16 protein-coding genes are annotated in these 21,116 nt (G+C 67.4%); 5 read left to right on the forward strand and 11 right to left on the reverse strand.

Going from position 1 to position 21,116, the window contains the following annotated elements; genetic code table 11:
* Nucleotides 1-12: 12 nt before the first annotated feature.
* Nucleotides 13-876 carry a SigB/SigF/SigG family RNA polymerase sigma factor gene (locus A5650_RS00710; RefSeq protein WP_082950541.1) on the forward strand — a complete coding sequence of 288 codons (864 nt, stop codon included), beginning with the start codon at nucleotides 13-15 and terminating at the stop codon, nucleotides 874-876.
* Nucleotides 877-879: 3 nt separating this feature from the next.
* On the opposite strand, the gene A5650_RS00715 is transcribed toward A5650_RS00710, so the two are convergent.
* Entirely contained in the window at nucleotides 880-1,308 is a 429-nt protein-coding gene (locus tag A5650_RS00715; protein ID WP_067285291.1) for a Zn-ribbon domain-containing OB-fold protein, read from the reverse strand.
* Nucleotides 1,309-1,400: 92 nt separating this feature from the next.
* On the opposite strand from A5650_RS00715, the gene A5650_RS00720 reads away from it, so the two are divergent.
* Nucleotides 1,401-2,594: a thiolase family protein gene (locus A5650_RS00720; RefSeq protein ID WP_156743961.1), complete on the forward strand. Its 1,194-nt coding sequence runs from the start codon at nucleotides 1,401-1,403 to the stop codon at nucleotides 2,592-2,594.
* A 2-nt stretch (nucleotides 2,595-2,596) separates the two neighbouring features.
* Here the strand turns inward: A5650_RS00720 and A5650_RS00725 are convergent, their stop codons facing one another.
* The gene (locus tag A5650_RS00725) at nucleotides 2,597-2,980 is read right to left on the reverse strand and encodes a DUF4267 domain-containing protein (RefSeq protein WP_067285295.1); all 384 of its coding nucleotides are present in this window, start codon (nucleotides 2,978-2,980) and stop codon (nucleotides 2,597-2,599) included.
* 48 nt (nucleotides 2,981-3,028) lie between these two features.
* Here A5650_RS00725 and A5650_RS00730 point away from each other — a divergent pair, with 48 nt between their 5' ends.
* Nucleotides 3,029-3,229 (forward strand): hypothetical protein, encoded by a 201-nt coding sequence (locus tag A5650_RS00730; RefSeq protein WP_067285298.1) that lies wholly within the window; start codon nucleotides 3,029-3,031, stop codon nucleotides 3,227-3,229.
* 3 nt (nucleotides 3,230-3,232) lie between these two features.
* Here the strand turns inward: A5650_RS00730 and A5650_RS00735 are convergent, their stop codons facing one another.
* From A5650_RS00735 to A5650_RS00745, 3 genes are all read right to left on the reverse strand, one after another.
* A complete protein-coding gene (locus tag A5650_RS00735) occupies nucleotides 3,233-3,661 on the reverse strand; it encodes a VOC family protein (protein WP_067285300.1) in 429 nt (142 codons plus the stop codon).
* A gap of 27 nt (nucleotides 3,662-3,688) precedes the next feature.
* Nucleotides 3,689-4,546, reverse strand: coding sequence for an extracellular catalytic domain type 1 short-chain-length polyhydroxyalkanoate depolymerase (locus tag A5650_RS00740; protein WP_082950542.1), 858 nt, complete (start codon nucleotides 4,544-4,546; stop codon nucleotides 3,689-3,691).
* A 733-nt stretch (nucleotides 4,547-5,279) separates the two neighbouring features.
* A complete protein-coding gene (locus A5650_RS00745; protein WP_067285302.1) occupies nucleotides 5,280-6,620 on the reverse strand; it encodes an APC family permease in 1,341 nt (446 codons plus the stop codon).
* A gap of 227 nt (nucleotides 6,621-6,847) precedes the next feature.
* Between A5650_RS00745 and A5650_RS00750 the strand changes: the two genes are divergently transcribed.
* Complete coding sequence (locus A5650_RS00750) at nucleotides 6,848-8,284, forward strand: glycoside hydrolase family 183 protein (protein WP_067285305.1); 1,437 nt, start codon at nucleotides 6,848-6,850, stop codon at nucleotides 8,282-8,284.
* A 6-nt stretch (nucleotides 8,285-8,290) separates the two neighbouring features.
* Here the strand turns inward: A5650_RS00750 and A5650_RS00755 are convergent, their stop codons facing one another.
* The 5 genes from A5650_RS00755 to A5650_RS00775 form a co-directional block, all read right to left on the reverse strand.
* Nucleotides 8,291-8,611 carry an STAS domain-containing protein gene (locus A5650_RS00755; RefSeq protein ID WP_067285307.1) on the reverse strand — a complete coding sequence of 107 codons (321 nt, stop codon included), beginning with the start codon at nucleotides 8,609-8,611 and terminating at the stop codon, nucleotides 8,291-8,293.
* Nucleotides 8,611-12,774, reverse strand: coding sequence for a SpoIIE family protein phosphatase (locus tag A5650_RS00760; RefSeq protein WP_067285309.1), 4,164 nt, complete (start codon nucleotides 12,772-12,774; stop codon nucleotides 8,611-8,613). The genes A5650_RS00755 and A5650_RS00760 overlap by 1 nt, the downstream gene beginning before the upstream one ends.
* Nucleotides 12,771-13,121 (reverse strand): STAS domain-containing protein, encoded by a 351-nt coding sequence (locus tag A5650_RS00765; RefSeq protein ID WP_067285354.1) that lies wholly within the window; start codon nucleotides 13,119-13,121, stop codon nucleotides 12,771-12,773. The genes A5650_RS00760 and A5650_RS00765 overlap by 4 nt, the downstream gene beginning before the upstream one ends.
* A 103-nt stretch (nucleotides 13,122-13,224) precedes the next feature.
* Entirely contained in the window at nucleotides 13,225-13,908 is a 684-nt protein-coding gene (locus A5650_RS00770; protein WP_082950538.1) for a PAS and ANTAR domain-containing protein, read from the reverse strand.
* A 70-nt stretch (nucleotides 13,909-13,978) separates the two neighbouring features.
* Nucleotides 13,979-16,873, reverse strand: coding sequence for an MMPL/RND family transporter (locus A5650_RS00775; RefSeq protein ID WP_067285311.1), 2,895 nt, complete (start codon nucleotides 16,871-16,873; stop codon nucleotides 13,979-13,981).
* 722 nt (nucleotides 16,874-17,595) lie between these two features.
* Between A5650_RS00775 and A5650_RS26225 the strand changes: the two genes are divergently transcribed.
* Nucleotides 17,596-19,239 (forward strand): hypothetical protein, encoded by a 1,644-nt coding sequence (locus tag A5650_RS26225; RefSeq protein ID WP_082950539.1) that lies wholly within the window; start codon nucleotides 17,596-17,598, stop codon nucleotides 19,237-19,239.
* A gap of 67 nt (nucleotides 19,240-19,306) precedes the next feature.
* Here A5650_RS26225 and A5650_RS00785 read toward each other — a convergent pair whose 3' ends face one another.
* Nucleotides 19,307-21,067, reverse strand: a complete 1,761-nt coding sequence (locus A5650_RS00785; protein ID WP_067285313.1) for an N-acyl-D-amino-acid deacylase family protein — start codon at nucleotides 21,065-21,067, stop codon at nucleotides 19,307-19,309.
* Nucleotides 21,068-21,116: the final 49 nt, after the last annotated feature.

Here is a 21,116-nt window from a genome sequence, read left to right on the forward strand (position 1 = left end):
GGAGCCTGTGTGGTGTCCGAAGCGATTTCTGAATACGCAGACGTGGCGGACATGTTCCGCCGCCTGAAAACGCTTGATCGGGGGTCGATCCCCCATCAGCGCCAGCGCGAGGCGATCGTCGCCCGGACGCTGCCGCTCGCCGACCACGTAGCGCGTCGCTACCGCAATCGCGGTGAGCCGATCGACGACCTGGTGCAGGCCGCTCGTGTCGGATTGGTGAACGCCGTGAACCGCTTCGATCCCGACAACGGCGCCGATTTCTTGTCGTTTGCGATCCCGACCATCATGGGAGAGGTACGCCGGCACTTCCGGGACTACGGCTGGGCGGTGAAGGTTCCGCGCCGGCTCAAGGATCTGCAGGGGCAATTGGTCAAGGCCCGCGCGGAGTTGTCCCAGCAGATCGGTCGGGCGCCGACTCCGTCCGAGGTCGCCAAGCACCTGGGCATCGAACGCGATGCGGTGATGGAGGCGGCCATCGCCAGCAGCAACTACTCCACGCTGTCGACCGACGTCCAGGCCTCCGCCGACGACGAGTTCCGCTCGGTGGGTGACACGCTCGGCGACGTCGATCCGAACATCGACAAGGTGGTCGACCTCGAAACCGTGCGCCCGCTCATTGCGGCGCTGCCCGAGCGCGAGAAGACCGTGCTGATGCTGCGTTTCTTCGAGAGCATGACGCAGACCCAGATCGCCGAGCGCATGGGCTATTCGCAGATGCACGTGTCGCGGCTGCTCGCACAGGCACTCCGCCGGCTCCGTGAGCAGGTGCGCGAACCGGGTTCCGGCGGTGTGGAGGTCGAGGCGGCCACTCGGCGCCGGCGCCGCCCGTCCGCCGTCACGCCCACGACGACGCCCCACCTCAAACGTGGCGCCTGAGTCTCACCGCGGCACGAAGACCGGTGCGTAGACCGTCTCGCCGTCGCGGTCCTGGATTTCAAAGCGCACCTCGACTGGAAGGCCGACGCGCACCGAATCAAGTTGACAGTCAACGATGTTGGCGACGATCCGCAGACCGGGTTGTTCGTCGAGCTCGACGATCGCGATGACGTACGGCAGCGGAACCGCCGGATTGAACGGTTGGTGGTTGACGGTGTAGGTGAACACGGTGCCGCGCCCCGACACCGGTTGCGCAGCGAGCTCTCCTCCACAGTCGGGGCAGTCGGCGGCCGGCGGCGACACCCACCGTCGGCAACGCTCACAGCGCGCGATCAGCAGCTGGTTGTCCCGTCCGCCGGTCCAGAACGCCCTGTTGTGCTCGTCGAGGCCGGGCAGCATCCTGGGCGCGGCGGGTGGCACGTCGTCGGACACGACTTCAGAACGTACAGTCTCGAGCGGGAGCATCACAGGAAACCCGCCGCGCGATGGGCATTCGGGCGGCGACGAGGCGAGGCGGTGGCCGATTGACCACGTTCGAGAAGGACGCGATCGTCAGCGGCCTCGGCATTTCCCGCATCGGCCGGCGCACGGGGATCCCCGGAATCGAACTGACGATGGAGGCAACGCGGGCCGCCGTCGACGATGCCGGCCTCACCCCCGACGACATCGACGGCATCGTCTCCTTCGGAGACACGCCGCTGGCCGAAGTCGTTGCGGCACTGGGCGCCCCGGCGGCCGACCAGGGTTACGGTTTCCCCACCGGGGGTGTGCTCACCCCCGTGATGTCGGCGATGGTGGCGGTGTCCGAGCGACGGGCACGCCATGTGCTGGTGTATCGGACGGTGCAGATGCTCGGCGGGACGATGACGCAGGCACCGCCCACCGCCGGGCCGAACCCGTTGGCGAATCCCCCGATCGAACCCCGCGTACCCGGTGCCCGGCGCAGGCTCGGACCGTTCGGCGACATCGACGAACTGCTGGCAGCACATGCGTACTCGGCGGCGAACTGGCTGGCCATGCATTGCCGCCGGCACATGGAGCTGTACGGGACGACGAAGGAACAGCTCGGCTGGCTCGCAATCAGCAGCAGAGCCAACGCCGCGCTCAATCCGCTTGCCGCCTACCACGATCCGATGACCATGGCGGACTATCTGGCGGCGCGGCCGGTGTCCACACCGTTCGGGCTGTTCGACTGCGACGTGCCGATCGACGGTTCGATCGCATTCGTGATTTCGCACGCCGACTACGCGGCGGACTGCCCCCAGCCTCCCGTGGCGGTGGAAGCCGTTGGCGGAGCTTATGGCTCGGGCGGGTGGTTCCACCGCGACGACTTCCCGAAAATGGCGTCCACCGATGCGGCGGCTCAGATGTGGTCGCGCACCGACTTGACGTCGTCGGACGTCGACATCGCCGAACTCTACGACGGTTTCACCTTTCTGACATTCGCGTGGCTCGAGGCGCTGGGGTTCTGCGCGGACGGCGAGGCGGGGCCGTTCGTCGAAGGCGCGAGGCGGATCGCGCTCGACGGAGAGTTGCCGCTCAACACCTACGGAGGCCAGCTGTCGGCAGGCCGGATGCACGGCTACTGGCTGTTGCACGAGGCGTGTCTGCAGCTGCGGGGACAGGCCGGTGACCGGCAGGTGTCGCGTCGGCCCGAGGTGGCGGTCGCCGCGGCCGGCGGCGGGCCGATCGCCGGCTGTCTGCTGTTGACGTGCTGAGCTCACTCCTCGGTGCGCTGGGGTCGTCGCAGCGCACCCCAGAGCCCGACGCCGATACCGACGACCGCACCCCCGAGTCCGATGACCCGCTGCGAGCGCTTCATCTCGTGGTGCACACCCATGCCGCCCAGCAGATCGGCCGCGTCGGCGCCGCCCGAGGCCAGGAACCACCCCCGGGTGTCGCGGCCGCGCACGGCGGAGGCCAGCAGCAGCCCGCCGATGAGCGCGTCACGGTAGCCCATCGAGCGCAGCAGCAGCTGCGTCGTCGGCGCCGGCTCCTCCGGGTCACCCCACAGCCGGTTGGCACGAAGCGGATCGACCAGAAACGACACCCCGGAGGCGAAGCGGATACTGCCTGCGAGGAGCGCGGCGCGGTCGGGTGACATGGCCCGCAGCCTAGGCCGCGACGGTGCACGACGAGCTAGTTTTCCGGCATGACCGATAACCCTCTGTACGAGGCGGGTTCCGCCGCGATGATCCTGTCGATGGCGGCGCTGCGCATGGTCGACGGCACGCCGGCCGCCCAGGCCCTCGACACCGCCCACCACGCGTGGCGAGAGCACGTGCGGACACGAGGCAACACCTCGTTGGAGTTCAGCGATCTGCGCTCGCTCGTGGAGCGGTTGACCTCCTGACGGTCAGCCCGTGGTGAACAGCTCGAGCTGGATGTTGTCGGGGTCGCGGAACACCACCGTCGCGAACGGAAAGGGCTCGTCGGCCGCGCGCACACCGGAATGCTCGATGCCGAGTTCGTCGAGCCGTCGCGTCCATGCGTCCAGCTCGGCGCGCGACGCCACGTTCAAGGCCACGTGATCCAATCCCGTTCGGGCCTCGTCGAATCGGTTGCCGTCGTTGCCGGTGTTGGTGTGCAGGCCGATGACGACGCCGGAGCGCGGCTCGATCAGCAGTTCGCCGTATCCGGTGTCCTCGCGTTCGTAGTGCGGGAACTTCATCGGCACCCGGTCGGCCGCGAGCAGCCGTTGATACCACGCCAGGCTGGCCTCGAGATCGGTCACGGTGATGGAGATGTGGTGGATGCCGGTGATACCGGGGGCGTCGTCGCTCATTTCCCTACCGTAGAACCGACCCGCGGGTCATCTACCGTGGGTGGCGAAGAACTGACCGGTCGCCTGGGAGGCGTCGAACGGCGCGAAGAGACCGCCCGGCCACACGTGGCCGCCGCCGTCGATCTGGACGAACTCCACCTCGGTGCCGGCCGCACAACCGGTGGCCACGACCCGATGGACGTTGCCCTGCACCTGCTCGACCGGCGCCGGGCACCCGTCGATGTCGCGCCAGCGTTGCGCCATCGCCGCGGCCGAGACGATGTCGCTCGCTCCTCCGCGCCCCAACATCGGGCCACCGCCGAACGGCACCACGGGATCGGACGTGCCGTGCACCGTGAGCACCGACACCGGCTGCGAGGGCGCGCAGGGAAATCCCGAGGCCAGCGTGGCCGCGACGGGCGCCGCGGCGGCGAAGACGTCGGCGCGTTGACATGCCAGCCGCGACGCCATGAAGCCACCCGCCGACGTTCCGGTTACGAACACGCGACCGGGGTCCACGCCGTACTCCTGGCGAAGGCGGTCGGTGAGCGCGACCAGGAAACCGACGTCGTCGACGCCCTGGCGGTCGGGCAGCGAGGCGCCCCGCCCATCGGCCCAACTCATGTCGATGCCGTCGGGATAGGCGACAACGAAGCCGTACTGATCGGCGATCGCGTTGTAGTTGGTCGCTCCGGCCTGCGCCTGACCGGTCATCCCGGCGCCGTGCAGGTTCAGCACGAGCCCGGCGGGGTTGTTCAGGCCCGGCGGTGCGTGCACTTGATAAGTGCGGTTCAACCCGCCGACCGTCAAGGCGCCCGCGGCGTCCCCGCCGGGAAACGCTGCGGCCCGTCCCCCGCCGAAGCCGACCAGCACGCACAGCACCGCCACTACGAGCGCCGACCGCATGAGCGCGGTCCTCACGTGTGCCGGGCGTGCGCCTTGCGAACATGCCGACAGTTCCGCCATGTTCGTCCCCCCTTTCGAACTTCGAGTCACCGGCGCGAAGGTAGACCACGGTCGTGCGCCGTGTAGGCCTTTTATCCCGCGCCGGCGGTTTTCATGCGGTTGGCTGTAACGGCCCCGGGTATGTCGTGTCGAACTTTCTGCGATATCTATCGACGATTGGACAGACTTGTTACCTCACAGCTCACCTCGAACCCCTCGGTCGCTCGCCTTCACCGGTGGCCCGCGATGGTCGCGAGGACGCTCACCGGAACATTGCTGTTCTTCGCGGATCGCCCGCCGCCGAGGAAGTCGGTGTCTACGAATCACCTCGGTCGCCACCGACCCACTCACCGTCCAACTCAACGCCCTGTTCGGCCATCATCACGAAAATCCGTCAGCGACAGCGCAGTTCGGATGCACTATGGTGGGAGCCATCGGCTCGCCGGAGGCGCGGCAATGGCCGGCGTGGGTCGGGTAGGCGGCCGAGATCGACGCCCGCAGCGCGATGTTCGCACCGCTGCGGACGTCGCAGCGTCTGCTGGGCAGGCTCATGGTGTAGCCGCAGGGAGCCGATGCGTACCGCCGCTCAGATGCGGACATGCTCGATCGCTACGCGGTCGACGCCGCGATCCTCGTCGACGAAACACAAAGCGCGCAAACACGGTTCCTGTGCGGAACAGTGGCAAAGCGCTGATCACGCGTCGACCTTACGAGTGGCCGCGCGGGCGACCAGATACAGGACGGCGCCCGCCACCACGAGTATTGCGGCGAACAGCCAGACCTTCGCGGTCTGCTGGGTCAGCAGCAGCACACACGACGCCACGCCGAGCACCGGCACCGCCGTCCACACCCGGAAATGCGGGTGGTCGACGCTGTCGCGCCGGAGCACCAGCACCGCGATGTTGGTGGAGATGAACACGATCAACAACAGCAGGACCACGGTCTCAGCGAGCGTCGACAGATCACCGAGCATGCTGAGCACCATTGCCACCGCGGTTGTCGCGACAATGGCGGTCCACGGTGTGCGCCGCTTCGGCAAAACGCGACCGAGCACGCTCGGCAACAGGCCGTGCTCGGCCATACCGTAGGTGAGCCGGCTGGCCATGATCATCGTCAGCAGCGCGCCATTGGCCACGGCGACGAGCGCGATCGCGCTGAACACCCAGTCGGGCACTCCGACGTCGGACGCGCCGACCACGTCGAGCAACGGTCCCGAGGACTTCGCCAGTTCGTCGGCGGGCAGTGCTATCGCACTCGCGACTCCGACCAGGGCGTAGAGCACGCCCGCGGTGACGAGGGCACCGAACAGCGCCGTCGGGTACACCTTGCTCGGATTGCGGATCTCCTCGGCGACGTTCGCGGAGGTCTCGAAGCCGACAAACGAGTAGTACGCAACGATCGCTCCGCTGAAGATCGCCAGCGCGGGCGCAGCACCGTCGGGGAACTCGGTGACGCGGCCGAGGTCGCCGCGGCCGCCGCCCACCATCACCGACACCGCGATGACGACGATCAGCAGGCCGGTCAGCTCAATCACGGTCATCGCGACGTTGCTCTTCACCGACTCGCTGATCCCGCGCGCGTTCAGGCACCCGATCAGCGCCAGGAACACGATGGCCGCCGGTACGGCCGGTACATCGATGAAGGTTGCGAGGTAGTCGCCGGCGAAGGCGAGGGCGAGACCCGCCGCGCTGGTCACGCCGGCGGCGAGCATGCAGAAACCCACAAGGAACGACACCAGTGGGCGGCGAAACGCACGCTCGGCGAACACCGCCGCGCCGCCCGCCTTCGGGTACTTGGTGACCAGTTCGGCGTAGGAACCGGCGGTGAGCAGCGCGAGCAGCAGCGCCAGCAGAAGCGGCGCCCACAACGCACCGCCGACGTCGCCCGCCAGCACCCCCATCAGCGCGTAGATCCCGGCACCGAGCACGTCGCCGAGGATGAACAGGTAGAGCAGCGGCCCGGTGATCCCTCGTTTGAGCTTGCCGCCCTCCGCTTCGTCGGAATGGTCGGACTGCGCCTTGGCCGGGGAGGTCATGCCGATCTCTCTACCCCGCCCGACCGGTAAACATTCCGCTTCCAAACGCGACTTGTGTGTGAAAGCGCTCGGTCAGCGAACGAAATCACGCACAAATCGTGGGTTGCGACACGGTCACGGATTGATACCTATCCGCGCACCAAGATCACAAGCGTCACTTTCGCCACTAGCGTCACATCCGCCCATCGCTGACGTCGCTCCGGCGTCCGCCTCCGGAAAGGTGTGACATGTCGCCGCGTCCGCGCATCGCCTCGCTATTGGTGGCGTCCGCAACCGTGATCGGCCTGAGCGCCGTCCTCGGCGTCGCCCCCTCGGCGACCGCGGAACCCTGCACCGGCGCGGCCGCGGCCGCGCAACCGCCCGCGGCGCCGAACACCGATGCGACGCCCGCATTGCCGGGCGGGCCGCCGGTCGGTCACCGGCCCCGCAACACCGACGACGAGGCGCCATCGCCGCAACTCGGTCGGCTGCCCGCCGAGATCCTCGAATCGCTCACACCGCGTTCGGCGACCGTCGAGCAACAGGCCGACGTCCGCCCGACGCCACCTCAGCCACCCACGGATCAGCCTGAAGCGCAACAACTTCCCGCCGCTGCGGCCCCCGAACCGCCTCCCCCGCCCGCACCGCCTGGAACAACGCTCGTCGGTTGGGTGACCGGACCCGAGAGCCCAAACAACACCATCGGGCGGTTCGCCATCACCGGCACCGACCTCGGAATCATGTGGGACAACGGCGATCCCGGCAATCACCAGGTGCTGATGGCATTCGGCGACACCTACGGCTACTGCAGCGTGCGCGGTAAGCAGTGGCGGTACAACACGCTGCTGCGCACCCAGGACGGTGCGCTGTCGAAGACGGTCGCGGTGCCCGACGGCATCCTCGCCAATCGCTACTCCGGTTCCCCGCTGTGGGCACCGGGGCTGTCCAAGCAGATCATCAACAGCACCAAGTGGGCACCGAACGAGACCGGCATCATTCCGACGGCGGGGATCTCCGCGGGCGGCAACCAGTTCGTGAACTTCATGTCGATCAAGAGCTGGGACGCCGACGGCCGGTGGACCACGAACTTCTCGGCGATCGCGGTCTCCCCCGACAACGGCGAGCGCTGGGGTGTCTACCCCGGCTCCGTGCGTGCCGCCCGTGAAGGTGACGTCCCCAGCGCCCGCTACGTGCGCGGCAACGAGAACTTTCAGCAGGCCGCGTTTCTCAAGTCGGGGCCTGGTGACCCCTATCTGTACATGTTCGGGACGCCGGCGGGTCGAGGCGGTGCGGCGTACATCGCACGCATCCCGCAGGGCGCGGTGCCGGACCTCAATCGCTACGAGTACTGGAATGTCGACCAGAACGCTTGGGTGCCAAGAGATCCGGGCGCGGCCACGGTGGTGATACCCGGCCCCGTGGGCGAGATGTCGGCCCAGTACAACACCTACCTCAAGCAGTACTTGGTGCTCTACGGCAACGGCGCCAACGATGTGGTGGCCCGGACGGCGCCCGCACCCCAGGGGCCGTGGGGCCCCGAACAGGTGCTGGTGCGGTCGTGGGACATTCCCGGCGGCATCTACGCGCCGTTCCTGCACCCGTGGTCGACGGGCAAGGAGCTGTACTTCAACCTGTCGCTGTGGTCGGCATACAACGTCATGCTGATGCGCACCGTGCTTCCGTGACGGGGTTCAGCCCGCTTCTGCTGCAGTAACTTCCACGACCGACGTCAACCCACTGATCGTCAGCACCGACATCAGGATCGGATTGGCGACGATCCGGCGGATCTGTGCGGCGTGATCGAACAGCGCATGGATTGCCGCGCTGTCGAGATACTCGACGGCGGCCAGGTCAACCGTCAACCGCCCCGCCTCTTGACCGTGTCTGCTCAGCGCGGCGGCGATGGCGTCGGTCAACGCCTCGACGTTGCTCAGGTCGAGTTCGCCGCTGACGTTCAGCACCACCGTGCCGTCGCCCCGCCGATCGGTGCTCACTCCGAAAGGTGTGGGCATCAGGCGATCCTCGCGTGCATGCCGATCGTCGTACCCGCATCGCCCGTCTCGATCGAGACGTCGTGCATCAGCGCCCTCATCAACGCGATCCCCCGGCCGCGGTGCGAGGCCGGATCGGCCTGCGGAATCTTCCACACCCCGGTGTCGGCGATGGTCAGGTGGAGCCGGTCGGCCAGCACGGTCGCGCACAACCGAACGGTGCCGCCAGGATGGTCACGGTGGCCGTGTTCGATGGCGTTGGCGAGCGCCTCTCCCGCTGCGATCAGCACGTCGAGCGTTTGATGCGGGTCCACCCCCGCACGGACCAGCCAACTGCGCAGCGCGTTGCGCGTGCCGGCCAGTTCGCCAGGGTCGGCGCTGAACTCGATCTCCAGCGGCGCCGGTTGGCGGTACAGCATGAGCGCGACGTCGTCTTGATATCCGTAGTTGGGTGCCAACCGGGACATGATCTCGTCGGCCAGGTCGTCGAGCGGTGTGGCGGAATGGCTTTCGAGCACATCGGCGGCCCGGCGGATGCCCTTGTCCAGGGATTCGCGCCGACGCTCGACCAGGCCGTCGGTGTAGAGCAACAACGTCGCACGGGGCGGCATCACCTGACGGCCCTCCGGACGGATGTGGTCGAACGACAATCCCAGCGGGGTGACCGACGCATCGTCGAGCAGTCGCGTCGAGCCATCGGGCAGCACCATTACTGGCGGCGGGTGACCGGCGCTGGAGTACAACAGCTCACCGGTGTCGGAGTTGAGGACCGCACAGAAGGCCGTCGTGCACCGCGCGCCGGGCAGCCGGGCGGCGAACCGGTCGAGCGCGGTCAGCGCCGCCGCCGGACCCGGATGTTCGAGTAGCAGCGCACGACAGGCGCTTCGCAGCTGACCCATGACCGTCGCGGCGGTCAAGCCGTGGCCCACGCAATCGCCGACGACCAGCGCGATGCGGCCGTCGTCCAGGTCGACGACGTCGTACCAGTCACCGCCGACCTGCAGCGGTCGTGTGGCCGGCTGGTAGCGCACGGCGAACCCGCTCGACACGGTCGGGCCGAGGATCGCGTGCTGAAGCGCCAGTGCGGTTTCGCGCTGCTGGTCGAGTTGGTGGACGCGCTGCAGGCCCTGGCCGAGCCGACCGGCCAACACCGCCAGCAGCGTCTGGTCCTCGGGCGTGAACGGGCGACGCTCCGGCAGCTCGAGGTAGACGACGAGCACCCCGCGCGGATGCTGGAGGACGATGCGTGCCGACCCCGTTTCGGGCGAATCGGCAACGAGTGAATCGGCGAAGCGCAGAGAGGTGACGGCAAGCTTCGTGGCCGCGGGCAGGTCGCGCCAGTGCGTAGGCTTGCCGGAACAGACCAGGGCCGTCGGTTCGAGCGCCGTCTCCGCATCGTCGACCGGGAAGGTGACGGCCAGGACACGGTGCGCCCGCCACACGTCGCGCAGGACGTCGGCGGCCGCGCGCACCGCGTCGTCGAGCGTATCCGCCTGCACGAGTTGCTGATTGAGTGCGGCCAGGGCGGCCTCCCGCTGCACGGTGTAGTGCTCGGCGGTGACGTCGCGGAAGGTGCCGACCATCACAGGCCTGCCGGTGTCGATCTCCTCGATCTGGTTGTAGGTGAGCGTCACCCAGAGCCGGTGCCCATCGCGGTGTGTGACCGGAATTGTATGCCTGCCATGAGGTTCGCTCAGGATCCGCGCCAACAGCTGGTCGGCCTGGCGATACGCTTCTGGATCCGACTCCGATGTCGGCCACCACGGCTGCACCGGCTCGTAGGGCAGCCCGTCGACGCCGAACCCCAGTATGTCGGTGAACGCGGCGTTGATCTCGATCACCGCGCCGCGGTCGTCGGCGACGAAGAACGCTTCCTGCAGAGAGTCGATCAACGCGGTGCGCCATCGTGCGTGGTGATTGCGCAGGCGCGCGAGTTTGACGTTCGCGCGGACGCGGGCCAGCAGTTCCGCCGCGGCGAACGGCTTGACGAGATAGTCGTCGGCGCCGGCCTGTAGGCCCTCGATGGCGGCTTCCTGCCCGGCGCGCGCCGACAGCAGCAGCACCGGTATCGCCGCGGTGCGGGGGTCCGACCGCAGTGCGGCGACAAGTGCCAACCCGTCGAGTTGCGGCATCATGACGTCGCTGATCACCAAGTCCGGCACGTCCGTGCGTGCCGCATCCAACGCCAGTTGTCCATCGGTGACCGCGTCGACGAGATAGCCGTCGTTGCGCAGCATGCGGGCGACGTAGTCGCGCATGTCGGCGTTGTCGTCGGCGATCAGAACGCGCGGTGTCGTGCCCGAAAATGACGAGGTCGCCGCGCTCGGCGCCGCCGACGCTGCGTCACCCGCCTGCACGTCGCCATCACCGGGGAGCCATCGCAGCGCCTCCTCGAGGTACGGCTCGGCACCGCCAGTCGCCGCCCGCTCGTCGGGCGCCGGGGCGATGGCGTCGGCAGGCAGGTGCGCGGCGCCGAACGGCAGGCGGATCGCGAAGGTGGTGCCGGCTCCCTCGGTGCTCGCAGCGGTGATGTGCCCGCCGTGGAGTTCGATCAACTCCTTGACCAGTGCCAGCCCGATGCCGCTGCCTTCGTTGGACCGCGCCCGGACGGTCTCGATGCGGTGGAACCTCTCGAACAACCGCGGCGTCTCCTCGGCCGGTACCCCGACGCCGGTGTCGGAGACCGTCACCACGGCTTCGGCGCCGTCGCGGGCGACCCCGACCGAAATACCCCCGGTGAACGTGAATTTCAGCGCGTTCGACAGCAGGTTGAAGATGACCTTCTCCCACATGTCGCGGTCGAGGTAGACGCTGTCGTCGAGGGAGGCACAGTCGACGGTGAACGTGAGGCCGGCGCGCTCGATGGCAGACCGGAAGACGCTGGCGAGTTCTGCGGTCACCGCGCCGAGGTCGACGGGGGTGAAGTTGGCCTGCATGCGGCCCGCCTCGATGCGTGAGAAGTCGAGCAGCGTGTTGACCAATTTCGCCAGGCGTAATCCGTTGCGCCACACGATGTCCAGTTCCTCGCGGGCCCGGATGTCGAGGTTCTTGCTGCGGGTACGCAGTTCGGCGACCGGATCGAGGATCAACGTCAACGGAGTACGGAACTCGTGGCTGATGTTGGAGAAGAACGTCGTCTTGGCGCGGTCCAGCTCGGCGAGCTCCTCCGCGCGCTGCTGCTGGGCCTGATAGTTGCGCGCGCTGCCGATGCCCGCGGCGATGTGCCCGGCCACCAGCGTCACGAAGCCGCGATAGGTGTCGTCCAAGGGCCGATACCGATTGAGCGCGGCGACCAGGAATCCGATCGGAGAACCGCCCTGCTGCTGCAGCGGAACGACGAGGGCACGGGTGGGGGGAGCACTCCACTGCCCGGTCGGCAGGTCCGCATGCCGGTCGCCGTGGAGCGCGACAACCGTCGTCTCACCGCGCGCGGGTCGTTCCAGCGGCCAGCCGCCGTCGTCGCCGGCGCCCACGCTTGCCGGGGCGATCGGGTGCCCGGCCGCGATTCCCGTCGCCCCGGCCAGGCGCGCGCCGCCGTCGCCGTCGAACAGATAGGTGAGAGTGAACGGGAGGTCACGCAGGTTGTGGCCGAGTTGGCGTTCGGCGAACGCCATGATCTCTTCCTCGGTGCGCACCACGCTGGGGTCCGACCCGAGGTCGCGCAGCGTCGCCATCTGACGCTCGCTGATCACCTGCTGGGTGTCCTCGCTGACCACGCAGAGCATGCCGACGACCTCTCCGTCGTCGTCGCGAAGAGGACTGTAGGAAAAGGTGTGATACGTCTCCTCCTGATATCCAGAGCGTTCGAGGAACAGCAACAGCGCCGAATCCCATGTGGCCTGTCCGGTGGAGAGGACGCGATCGATGCGCGGCCCGATGTCGGGCCAGATTTCGGCCCACACCTCGCGAGCCGGGCGACCCAGCGCCCAGGGATACTTGCGACCCAACGTGTCCCGCCGGTAGGCGGCGTTGCAGAAAAACGTCAGATCGTGTCCCCACGCCATCCACATCGGGAAGCGCGACGACAGCAGGATGCTCACCGCGGTGCGCAGGCTCTGCGGCCAGCCCTCTGGTGGTCCCAGCGGCGTGTCGGCCCACCGGACGCCCGCGAGGTCGGGCCCGACTTCGGCGTCCGCGTCGAACACCGTGGTCAGCCGATCCGCCGACCCGTCCGGGCCATTCATCCGCCGACCGCGTCGGCCACGGTCCCGTAAGGCCGCAGGACCTTGTCGAGCTTGGTGATCTCGATGGGCCTCACCACCTCTGGGTTGGCGGCCACCACCCGCACCGAAACCCCTGCGGCCGACCCTTTCTCGTAGCACTCGAGCAGAGCGTTCAACCCCGCGCTGCCGAAGTAGGTGACCCGGGACAGTTCGACGATCAGCACCTTCGCGGATTGTTCACCGGCGGCCTCGACAGCGCGGTCGAGGCGCGGTTGCAGCGACCCGACCGTGTTCGAGTCGATCTCGCCCAGCACCGACACCACCACCGCACCGGCGCGCACGTCCTGGGTCACCTCCAGCAGCGCCACGTCATGCACCTGTCAGGAGCCTGCACATCTGAGTTGCCATGGGGTGGGGATACCCCGGCTGGGTCGACTTCAGTTGCGACTCGCATGCACGGCCCTCGTTCACCTACTCGTCGCGGTCGGCGCCGACGCGGGTGTGTGCGGTGAGCAACAGATGATCGAACTGCCTCCGCAGATCGTCGCGCTGCGGATCGATCGAGTTCAACTCGGCGACAATCTGGGAGGCGAGGGCGCGCAGTTTGGTGTTGGTGTGCTGGGAGCGCCACATCAGCAACTCGAACGCCGCGTCGGCGTCGATCCGGTAGACGAGCATCAGCGCGCCCTTGGCCTGCTCGATCGCTGCACGGGCCTCGAACAACTCGGGCAGCGAGTCACTCAACGCCTGCCGGCGGGTCTGGGCGAACGTGTCGGTCAGGTCGATGTAGTAGCCCTCGGTACCGACGACGGCACCGGTGTCGTCGAGCATCCGGTCGCCGATCACGATGACGGTGTGCACCTTGCCCGCCGTGTCGATGAACCGGTGCCGGCTGGAGAACGAGCCTCCTAGGTGCAGGGCGTGGTCCAGTAGGTCCTGCACGTGCTGACGGTCATCGGGATGCTTGTGCGACAGCAGCAACTCGGTCGTCGGGACTACGGTGCCGGGTTCGTACCCGTGCATCCGGGCCACCTCGTCGGACCATTCCCAGCGTTGTCCCACGAACCAGAACCGGAAGGTTCCGACGTTGCGGTCCGCGATCGCCCAGGCCGAAGCCGACGGCAGCGGGCTGTCCGCCAGGTCCGGGTTCCCCATCTGCCCATCATCGCACCGCAGACGCCAGAAGGAGTCCGTTCTAGAAGCTGGGAACCCTGCCGGTTGCGCCTCAGTCGGCGGGGTCGGTCGAGGCGGCCGCCCGTTCGGGGAACACCGCGGCCATCCTGCGCCTCGACGCGGGCGTGCGCACCCGCTGCGGCCACCAGAACCACCGGCCGAGCAGCGCCGCGATGGACGGTGTCATGAAGGCCCGCACGACGAGGGTGTCGAACAACAGGCCCAGCGCGATCGTGCTGCCGACTTGGGCGATGCTGCGCAGATCGCCCACCACGAACGAGGCCATCGTCGCGGCGAACACCAGCCCCGCCGACGTGACCACCTTGCCCGAACCGGCCATCGCCCGGATGATGGCGACCTTGAAACCGTGGTGCAATTCCTCTTTGAACCGGGACACCAGTAGCAGGTTGTAGTCCGAGCCGACGGCCAACAGCAGGATCACCGACATCACCAGCACGATCCAGTGCAGGCGGATGCCCAGCAGGTGCTGCCAGACCAGCACGGACAGGCCGAACGACGTGCCCAGCGACAACAGCACCGTTCCGACGATCACCGCCGCCGCCACCACGGCCCGGGTGATGATCAGCATGATGATGAAAATCAAAGCCGCAGCGGACATTCCGGCGATCAGCAGATCGTAGTTGGATCCGTCGCGCATGTCTTTGTAGGTCGCCGCGGTCCCGCCGAGGTAGATTGTGGAGCCCTCCAGCGGAGTACCCTTGATCGCTTCCTTGGCCGCGAGTTTGATCGCGTCGATGTGTTCGATGCCCTCCGGGGTGGCCGGGTCGCCCTCGTGTTCGATGATGAAGCGCACCGACTTGCCGTCGGGTGAGATGAAGTTGTCCATGCCGCGCTGAAAGTCTTTGTTGTCGAACGCCTCTGGCGGCAGGTAGAACGAGTCGTCGTTCATCGACTCGTCGAACGCGTCCCCCATCGCGTGCGAATTCTCCTGCATCGCGGCCATCTGATCCTGAAGCCCCTTTTGCGAGGAGTGCATGGTCAGCATCATGGCCTTCATCGTCTTCATGGTCTCGATCTGCTGAGGCAGCAGCAGGATCAACTGCGGCATCAGGCTGTCGAGGTGTTCGAGGTCCGGTACCAGGTGCTGGATGTCATCGGTCAGCGTGTCAATCCCGTCGAGGGTGTCGAAGATCGAGCGCAGCGACCAGCAGACCGGGATGTTGAAGCAGTGCGGTTCCCAGTAGAAGTAATTGCGCACCGGCCGGAAGAAGTCGTCGAAATCGGAGATGTGGTCGCGGATTTCGGCGATATCGACCGTCATGTTCTTGGTCTTCTGGACCATGCTGTGGGTGGTGTCGGCCATCTGCTGCATCAGGTCGGCCATTTTTTCCATCTGGTCGATGGTCGTCTGCATCTCGTCGGCCTGGACCAGCATGTCGGCCATCCGGTCCTGCTGATACTTCTGGTTGAGCTGGTTCGTGGTGCCCTGCATGCTGAGTAGGAACGGAATCGTCGTGTGCTCGATCGGCTTACCCTGCGGCCGGGTGATCGTCTGCACCCGTGCGATGCCTGGTACATGAAAGATTCCCTTGGCGATCTTGTCGATCACCAGGAAGTCGGCCGAGTTGCGCAGATCGTGGTCGCTCTCGACCATCAGCAGTTCGGGGTTCATTCGGGCGGCGTCGAAATGCCGGTCGGCGACGTCGTATCCGATGTTCGCCGGGGTGTCGGCCGGTAAGAAGTGCCGACCGTCGTAGTCGACCTTGTACCCGTTGAGCGCCAGCAGGCCCACCAGTGACAGCGCGCACGTGGCGACGAGAACCGGTCCGGGCCACCGCACCACCACGACGCCCACCCGCCGCCAACCGCGGGAGTTGATGGGGCGCTTCGGCTCGAACAATCCGAAGCGGCTGCCGACGACAGTGACCGCCGGCCCCAGCGTCAGGGCGGCGATCACGGCGACGAGAACACCCACCGCGCAGGGCACCGCCATGGTCTGGAACCAGGGCAACCGGGTGAACTTCAAGCACAGCAGGGCACCGGCGATGGTGAGCCCCGACCCCAGCACCACGTGGGCGGTGCCGTGGAACATCGTGTAGTACGCGGTTTCTTTGTCCTCGCCGAGTTGCCGCGCCTCTTGGTACCGGCCGATGAGGAAGATCGCGTAGTCGGTGCCCGCCGCGATCGCGATCAGGGTGAGCAGACTGGTGGCGAACGTCGAGAGCCCAATGAGCCCGGTGTTGCCGAGGAACGCGACGATGCCGCGGGAGGCGCCGAGCTCGACGAACACCATCAACAGGATCAGCACCATCGTGGCGATCGAGCGGTAGACGAACAGCAGCATCACCGCGATGACGATCAGCGTGGCGATGGTCGCCTTGGCGGCCCCCTTGTCACCGGCGACGCGCTGGTCGGCGTTCAGCGCCGCCCCGCCGGTCACATAAGCCTTGATACCCTGCGGGGCGGGAGTTTCCGCGATGATGTCGCGCACCGCTTGGATCGACTCGTTGGCGATCGTCTCGCCGATGTTGCCGCGCAGGTAGATCTGGACGTATGCGGACTTGCCGTCGGCGCTCTGCGCCCCGGCCGCGGTCAGCGGGTCGCTCCAGAAATCGGCGACATGCTCGATGTGGTCGGGGTCGGCCCGAAATCGCTTGATCAGTTCGTCGTAGTAGTGGTGCGCGTCGGCGCCGAGCGGCTTGTCGCCCTCCAGGATCACCATGGCGTTGCTGTCGGAGTCGAACTCCTTGAAGTTCGCGCCGACGCGCTGCATCGCGATGAAGGCCGGAGCGTCATGGGCGTTCATCGAGACGGTGTTCGCCTCGCCGACCTTCTCCAGCGACGGGACGAACACGTTCGTCACCGCGGTCAACACGATCCAACCGATGATGATCGGCACCGACAGCACCCGGATCGCGTGTGCCATGCGCGACCGCCCGGCGACCGGCGCATCGGGCGCGGTGCGTCCTGGTTGGATGCTGGTCATGCCATGACCCCTCGGTGGCGTGGATCGCCGGCCGACCGGGCCAGACGACCCCGTTACCGTGCGTGTCGTATATCTAGCCGGTCGAACTATCGGCTGTCAATCGTTGACCGGCCCCGCGGTCGGGCGGCGGGGCGATGCGACGTTCACCTGGCACCAGGTGGCGGACCTCGTAAACGCAATATGCGCGACGGCTCCAGAGCCGGCCCCGGCACCCGTCTGTTTGCCCGACGCCGGTAAGCGCGTGGGCAAGTCCGGTCTCGGCTAAATCGGTGTCTTGGCTGCTGGGCGGTAACCGCAAGCGACTGGCTTCGTCTCAGCAACGTCTTCACGCACACCTCTCCAGAGGCACCGAGGCGACGTGGCGAAGGTCACTTTCGCGACAGAGGACGTAGCCCCCGATGATCGGTGACTGTCGGGTAAATTTCGGCCGGTTCGCAACTTGATCTTGCAAGCACGGCGCCCCAACTGCGATATGCGAACTTATGTCGCGGATCGGCGGCCTAACGGCCACGCCTCCGTAATCGGCCCTAGGCGGATCAGGAGAACGCTTGCCTGTAAGGGTAGGCTCAGCTAATCTCCGAGAGCCATTTGGCAAATTCACAGGCACAACAGGAGAAAACGTGCAACTAGCAGCTCAGGCTGATCCTCCGGTTTACGGTCTCTCGCCCAGTTACTCACCATCGACGCGCCGCAACTCCAAGCTGTTGATTGCTGGCGTCGCGATGGCAAGTGCCGGCGTGCTCGCGGTCAGCCCGGTGACCCCACCGATGCCGAACATCCAGGACGTTCAGGAGCGTGCGGCGCAGGCCGCGGTCCAGCTCACGGCGGCCACCAATCCGCTCCTCGTGTGGGGCCAGACCATCGCCGACACATTCGGCAGCCTGGACCAGCTGACCCGGAACTCCACGACAGCGACGTTGAATCTCGCGGACGCGCTGGGCACCGGTTACATCTTCCAGGAGGCCGTGAGCGCCCTGGTTCAGAACATCCTCAACCCGGGTCCCCTGCTCAACGAGTTCATGAACTTCAGTTCGAAGTACGGCCCCACGATCACCACCGCGATCTCGGGCACCTTCGAGAGGCTGCAGTTGGCGGTGGAGCAGTTCCCGACCGCGGTCATCGAGTCGCTGACCTACCTGTCGCAGGGGCAGTTCGTCGAGGCGTTCTCCAAGATCAACGGCTGGTTCGTGCTCCGGGTGCTCGGCGGAGTTCAGCCGCTGATTCCGATCCTGTCCATCCCGGCTCAGTTCGTCGACGCCCTCCCGGGCACATACGCCCTGCCGAAACTGCTCGACGTGGTGTCCGAGTTCGCAGTCACCAAGGCCATTTTCGAGCCGTTCCTCGGCGGGGTTCTCCAGTCCATGGAGGTTCTCGACGCAGCCCGTCAAGCGCTGGTCGACGGGAACATCGGCGATGCAATCGTCCACCTGGTGAACCTGCCGGCGAAGGCGTTGAACGCTCTGCTCAACGGAATGACGCCTGCCGGCACCACTTCGGAGTGGCAGGGCTTGCTCGACCGTGGTCTAGTCACCTACCTCACGGTCACGCTGCCCAACCAGATCGCCAACGCGATCAAGCCACCCGCCCCCGCTGACTCCACGCTGGCGAGCTTCGGCGCGACGGGCCCGTCCGAATTCAGGTTCGGCGGTGACATCGTCCCGATCAGCCTTGGCGACAAGGCTGACGATGAGGGCCTCGGCGCCGGAGAAGGCGCGGGCGAGGGAACAGGTGAAGGCACCGGCGAAGGCGTCGGTGAAGGCGCAGGCGAGGGCGCGGGCGAGGGCACGGGCGAGGGCGAAGGCACCGGCGCGGGCGAAGGCACGGGCGAGGGCGAAGGCACCGACACCGGGACGGGTGACGGCGCGGGCGCGGGCGAAGGCACGGGCACGGGCGAAGGCGCGGGCACGGGCGACGGCACGGGCACGGGCGAGGGCACGGGCGCGGGCGAGGGCTCGGGCGAAGCTGCCGGCAACTCCAACACCGGCACCACCGGCTCCGGCTCCGGCACCACCACCGGCTCGAATACCGGTACGGGGCGCAACACCTCCGGTATCAGCACCAGCAGGGGCGCAGGCTCGGGTAACACCACCGGCTCCAGCACGGGCGGTACGACCGGCGGCTCCACCACGACGGGCAGCGGCTCGGGCAGCACATCCGGGACCACGTCGGGCGGCGCGACCGGCAGCGCGTCGGGCAGCACGACCGGCACCGCGTCGGGCGGCGCGACCGGCAGCGCGTCGGGCAACACGTCTGGCACCGCGTCGGGCGGCACCACCGGCAGCACGTCGGGCACCGGTAGCACGGGCTCCGGCTCGGGTTCGAGCACCGGCTCGGGTTCGGGCTCCGGCTCGAGCAGCAACAAGTAACCAGGTACGACGCTGACGGCCCCCTCGGCAACGAGGGGGCCGTCTCGCGTAGTCGCGACGCGCGGTATCAGCGGGCGCCGCGCACCAGCCGTCCCGGCCGGGCTCCGGTGTCGACCCCGTCGCGGCGCGTCACCACGCCGCTGACAATCGTCGCGGTGTACCCGGAGGCGCCCTGCACCAGCCGCTGGCCTCCAGCCGGGAGGTCATAGGCCATCCGCGCGGGATGCAATGTCAGCGCGTCCATGTCGATGACGTTGACGTCCGCCTTCTTCCCCACCTCGATCACGCCGCGGTCGGACAGCCCGAACAGCCGCGCGGTGTCGTGGGACTGCTTGCGGACGACGTACTCCAGGGGCAGCTTCTCGCCGCGGTGACGGTCGCGCGCCCAATGCGTGAGCAGGAACGTGGGATACGAAGCGTCACAGATCATTCCGCAGTGCGCGCCGCCGTCGGACAGACCGACGACACCCGCCGGGTGCAGAAGCATCTCTCGGATCGCATCGTGATTGCCGTAGAAGTAGTTGTAGAACGGCAGCATCAGCATCGCGGTCGCATTGTCCTCGAGCATCAGGTCGTACAGCGTGGCGAGCGGATCCTCGCCGCGGTCGCTGGCGATCTTTTCGACGGTGCGCTCCACGGTCGGTTCGTAGTCCGGCGGATCGCCCAGCGCATAGACGCGTCCGAGCGAATGCTGTACGAGCGCGAACATGCCGTCGAACAACACGTTTGGATCGGCAGGCAGATCCTCGTCGGCCAGGATCGCAGACTTGACCGCCGGGTCGGCAAGGCGCGACGCCAACTCCTCACGGCCGCATTCGGCCTTCAGCGTGCGGAAGGTCGGGCGGTGGGTAAACGCGTGGTGGCCGGGGAAGCCGAACAGCATGCCGAACGGACGCGCCGCGATCTGCGGATAGAGCTCGCTGCCCGCTGCATGCGCTTCCGCCGAGATGTCGAGTTGTTCGCGCCAGAGATCGGGCGCCGCATCGACCTGGATCATCCCGAACGAGATCGGACGGTCGATCTCGCGGGCCAGGCGCTTCATCCACTCCAGTTCTTTCTTCGGCGCGATGATGTCCTCGCCGGCGACGCCTTGGGGCGCCAACTCGAACACGGCCCGTCCGCCCGCGGCCATGGCACGGCCGAGGCCGAACAGTTCGTCTTCGGCGGCGAAGGTGCCGGGAACAGGTTCGCCGTCGATGGCGCGATGGCCCAGCGTGCGTGACGTCGAAAAGCCCAGTGCGCCCGCCTCGATGCCCTCCTGCACCAGGCGCGCCATCGCCGCGATGTCCTCCGGCGTGGCGGGCTCGTTGCGGGCGCCGCGCTCCCCCATCGCATACGCGCGAACCGCGCCGTGGGCGATCTGACTGCCGACGTCGACGGCGAACTCCTTCTTCTCCACGGCATCGAGATATTCGGGATAGCTCTCCCACCCCCACGTGATGCCTTCGGTGAGCGCCGTGCCGGGAATGTCCTCGACGCCCTCCATCAGACCGATCAGCCAGTCCTCCCGACCCGGTCGCACCGGCGCGAATCCCACCCCGCAGTTGCCGGTCACCACGGTCGTCACACCGTGACCGCTGGACGGCTCGAGCTTGCTGTCCCAGCTGACCTGCCCGTCGTAGTGGGTGTGGATGTCGACGAAACCGGGCGCGACGACTTTCCCCGTCGCGTCGATCGCCTCGGCGGCCTCACCCTCCAGCGCGGTGCCGCCCGGGCCGCGGCGACGAACCTCGACGATCCTGCCGTCCTTGATCCCGATGTCTGCCGTGAACCGGTCCGCCCCTGTGCCGTCGACGACGGTTCCGCCAGTGATCTTCAGGTCGAACACGATTAGCCCTCCGCATCCAGGTATCAACCGCTAGTGTCGGGCACTGTAA

It is taken from the genome of Mycobacterium sp. 1164985.4 (genome assembly GCF_001668575.1).
GTDB lineage: Bacteria > Actinomycetota > Actinomycetes > Mycobacteriales > Mycobacteriaceae > Mycobacterium.

Coding starts and splice junctions, on each gene's coding strand:
- A5650_RS00725 (WP_067285295.1), bottom strand. CDS start 2,980: ATGTCACCCGACCGCGCCGCGCTCCTCGCAGGCAGTATCCGCTTCGCC.
- A5650_RS00730 (WP_067285298.1), top strand. CDS start 3,029: ATGACCGATAACCCTCTGTACGAGGCGGGTTCCGCCGCGATGATCCTG.
- A5650_RS00735 (WP_067285300.1), bottom strand. CDS start 3,661: ATGAGCGACGACGCCCCCGGTATCACCGGCATCCACCACATCTCCATC.
- A5650_RS00740 (WP_082950542.1), bottom strand. CDS start 4,546: ATGCGGTCGGCGCTCGTAGTGGCGGTGCTGTGCGTGCTGGTCGGCTTC.
- A5650_RS00745 (WP_067285302.1), bottom strand. CDS start 6,620: ATGACCTCCCCGGCCAAGGCGCAGTCCGACCATTCCGACGAAGCGGAG.
- A5650_RS00750 (WP_067285305.1), top strand. CDS start 6,848: ATGTCGCCGCGTCCGCGCATCGCCTCGCTATTGGTGGCGTCCGCAACC.
- A5650_RS00755 (WP_067285307.1), bottom strand. CDS start 8,611: ATGCCCACACCTTTCGGAGTGAGCACCGATCGGCGGGGCGACGGCACG.
- A5650_RS00760 (WP_067285309.1), bottom strand. CDS start 12,774: ATGAATGGCCCGGACGGGTCGGCGGATCGGCTGACCACGGTGTTCGAC.
- A5650_RS00770 (WP_082950538.1), bottom strand. CDS start 13,908: ATGGGGAACCCGGACCTGGCGGACAGCCCGCTGCCGTCGGCTTCGGCC.
- A5650_RS00775 (WP_067285311.1), bottom strand. CDS start 16,873: ATGACCAGCATCCAACCAGGACGCACCGCGCCCGATGCGCCGGTCGCC.
- A5650_RS26225 (WP_082950539.1), top strand. CDS start 17,596: ATGGCAAGTGCCGGCGTGCTCGCGGTCAGCCCGGTGACCCCACCGATG.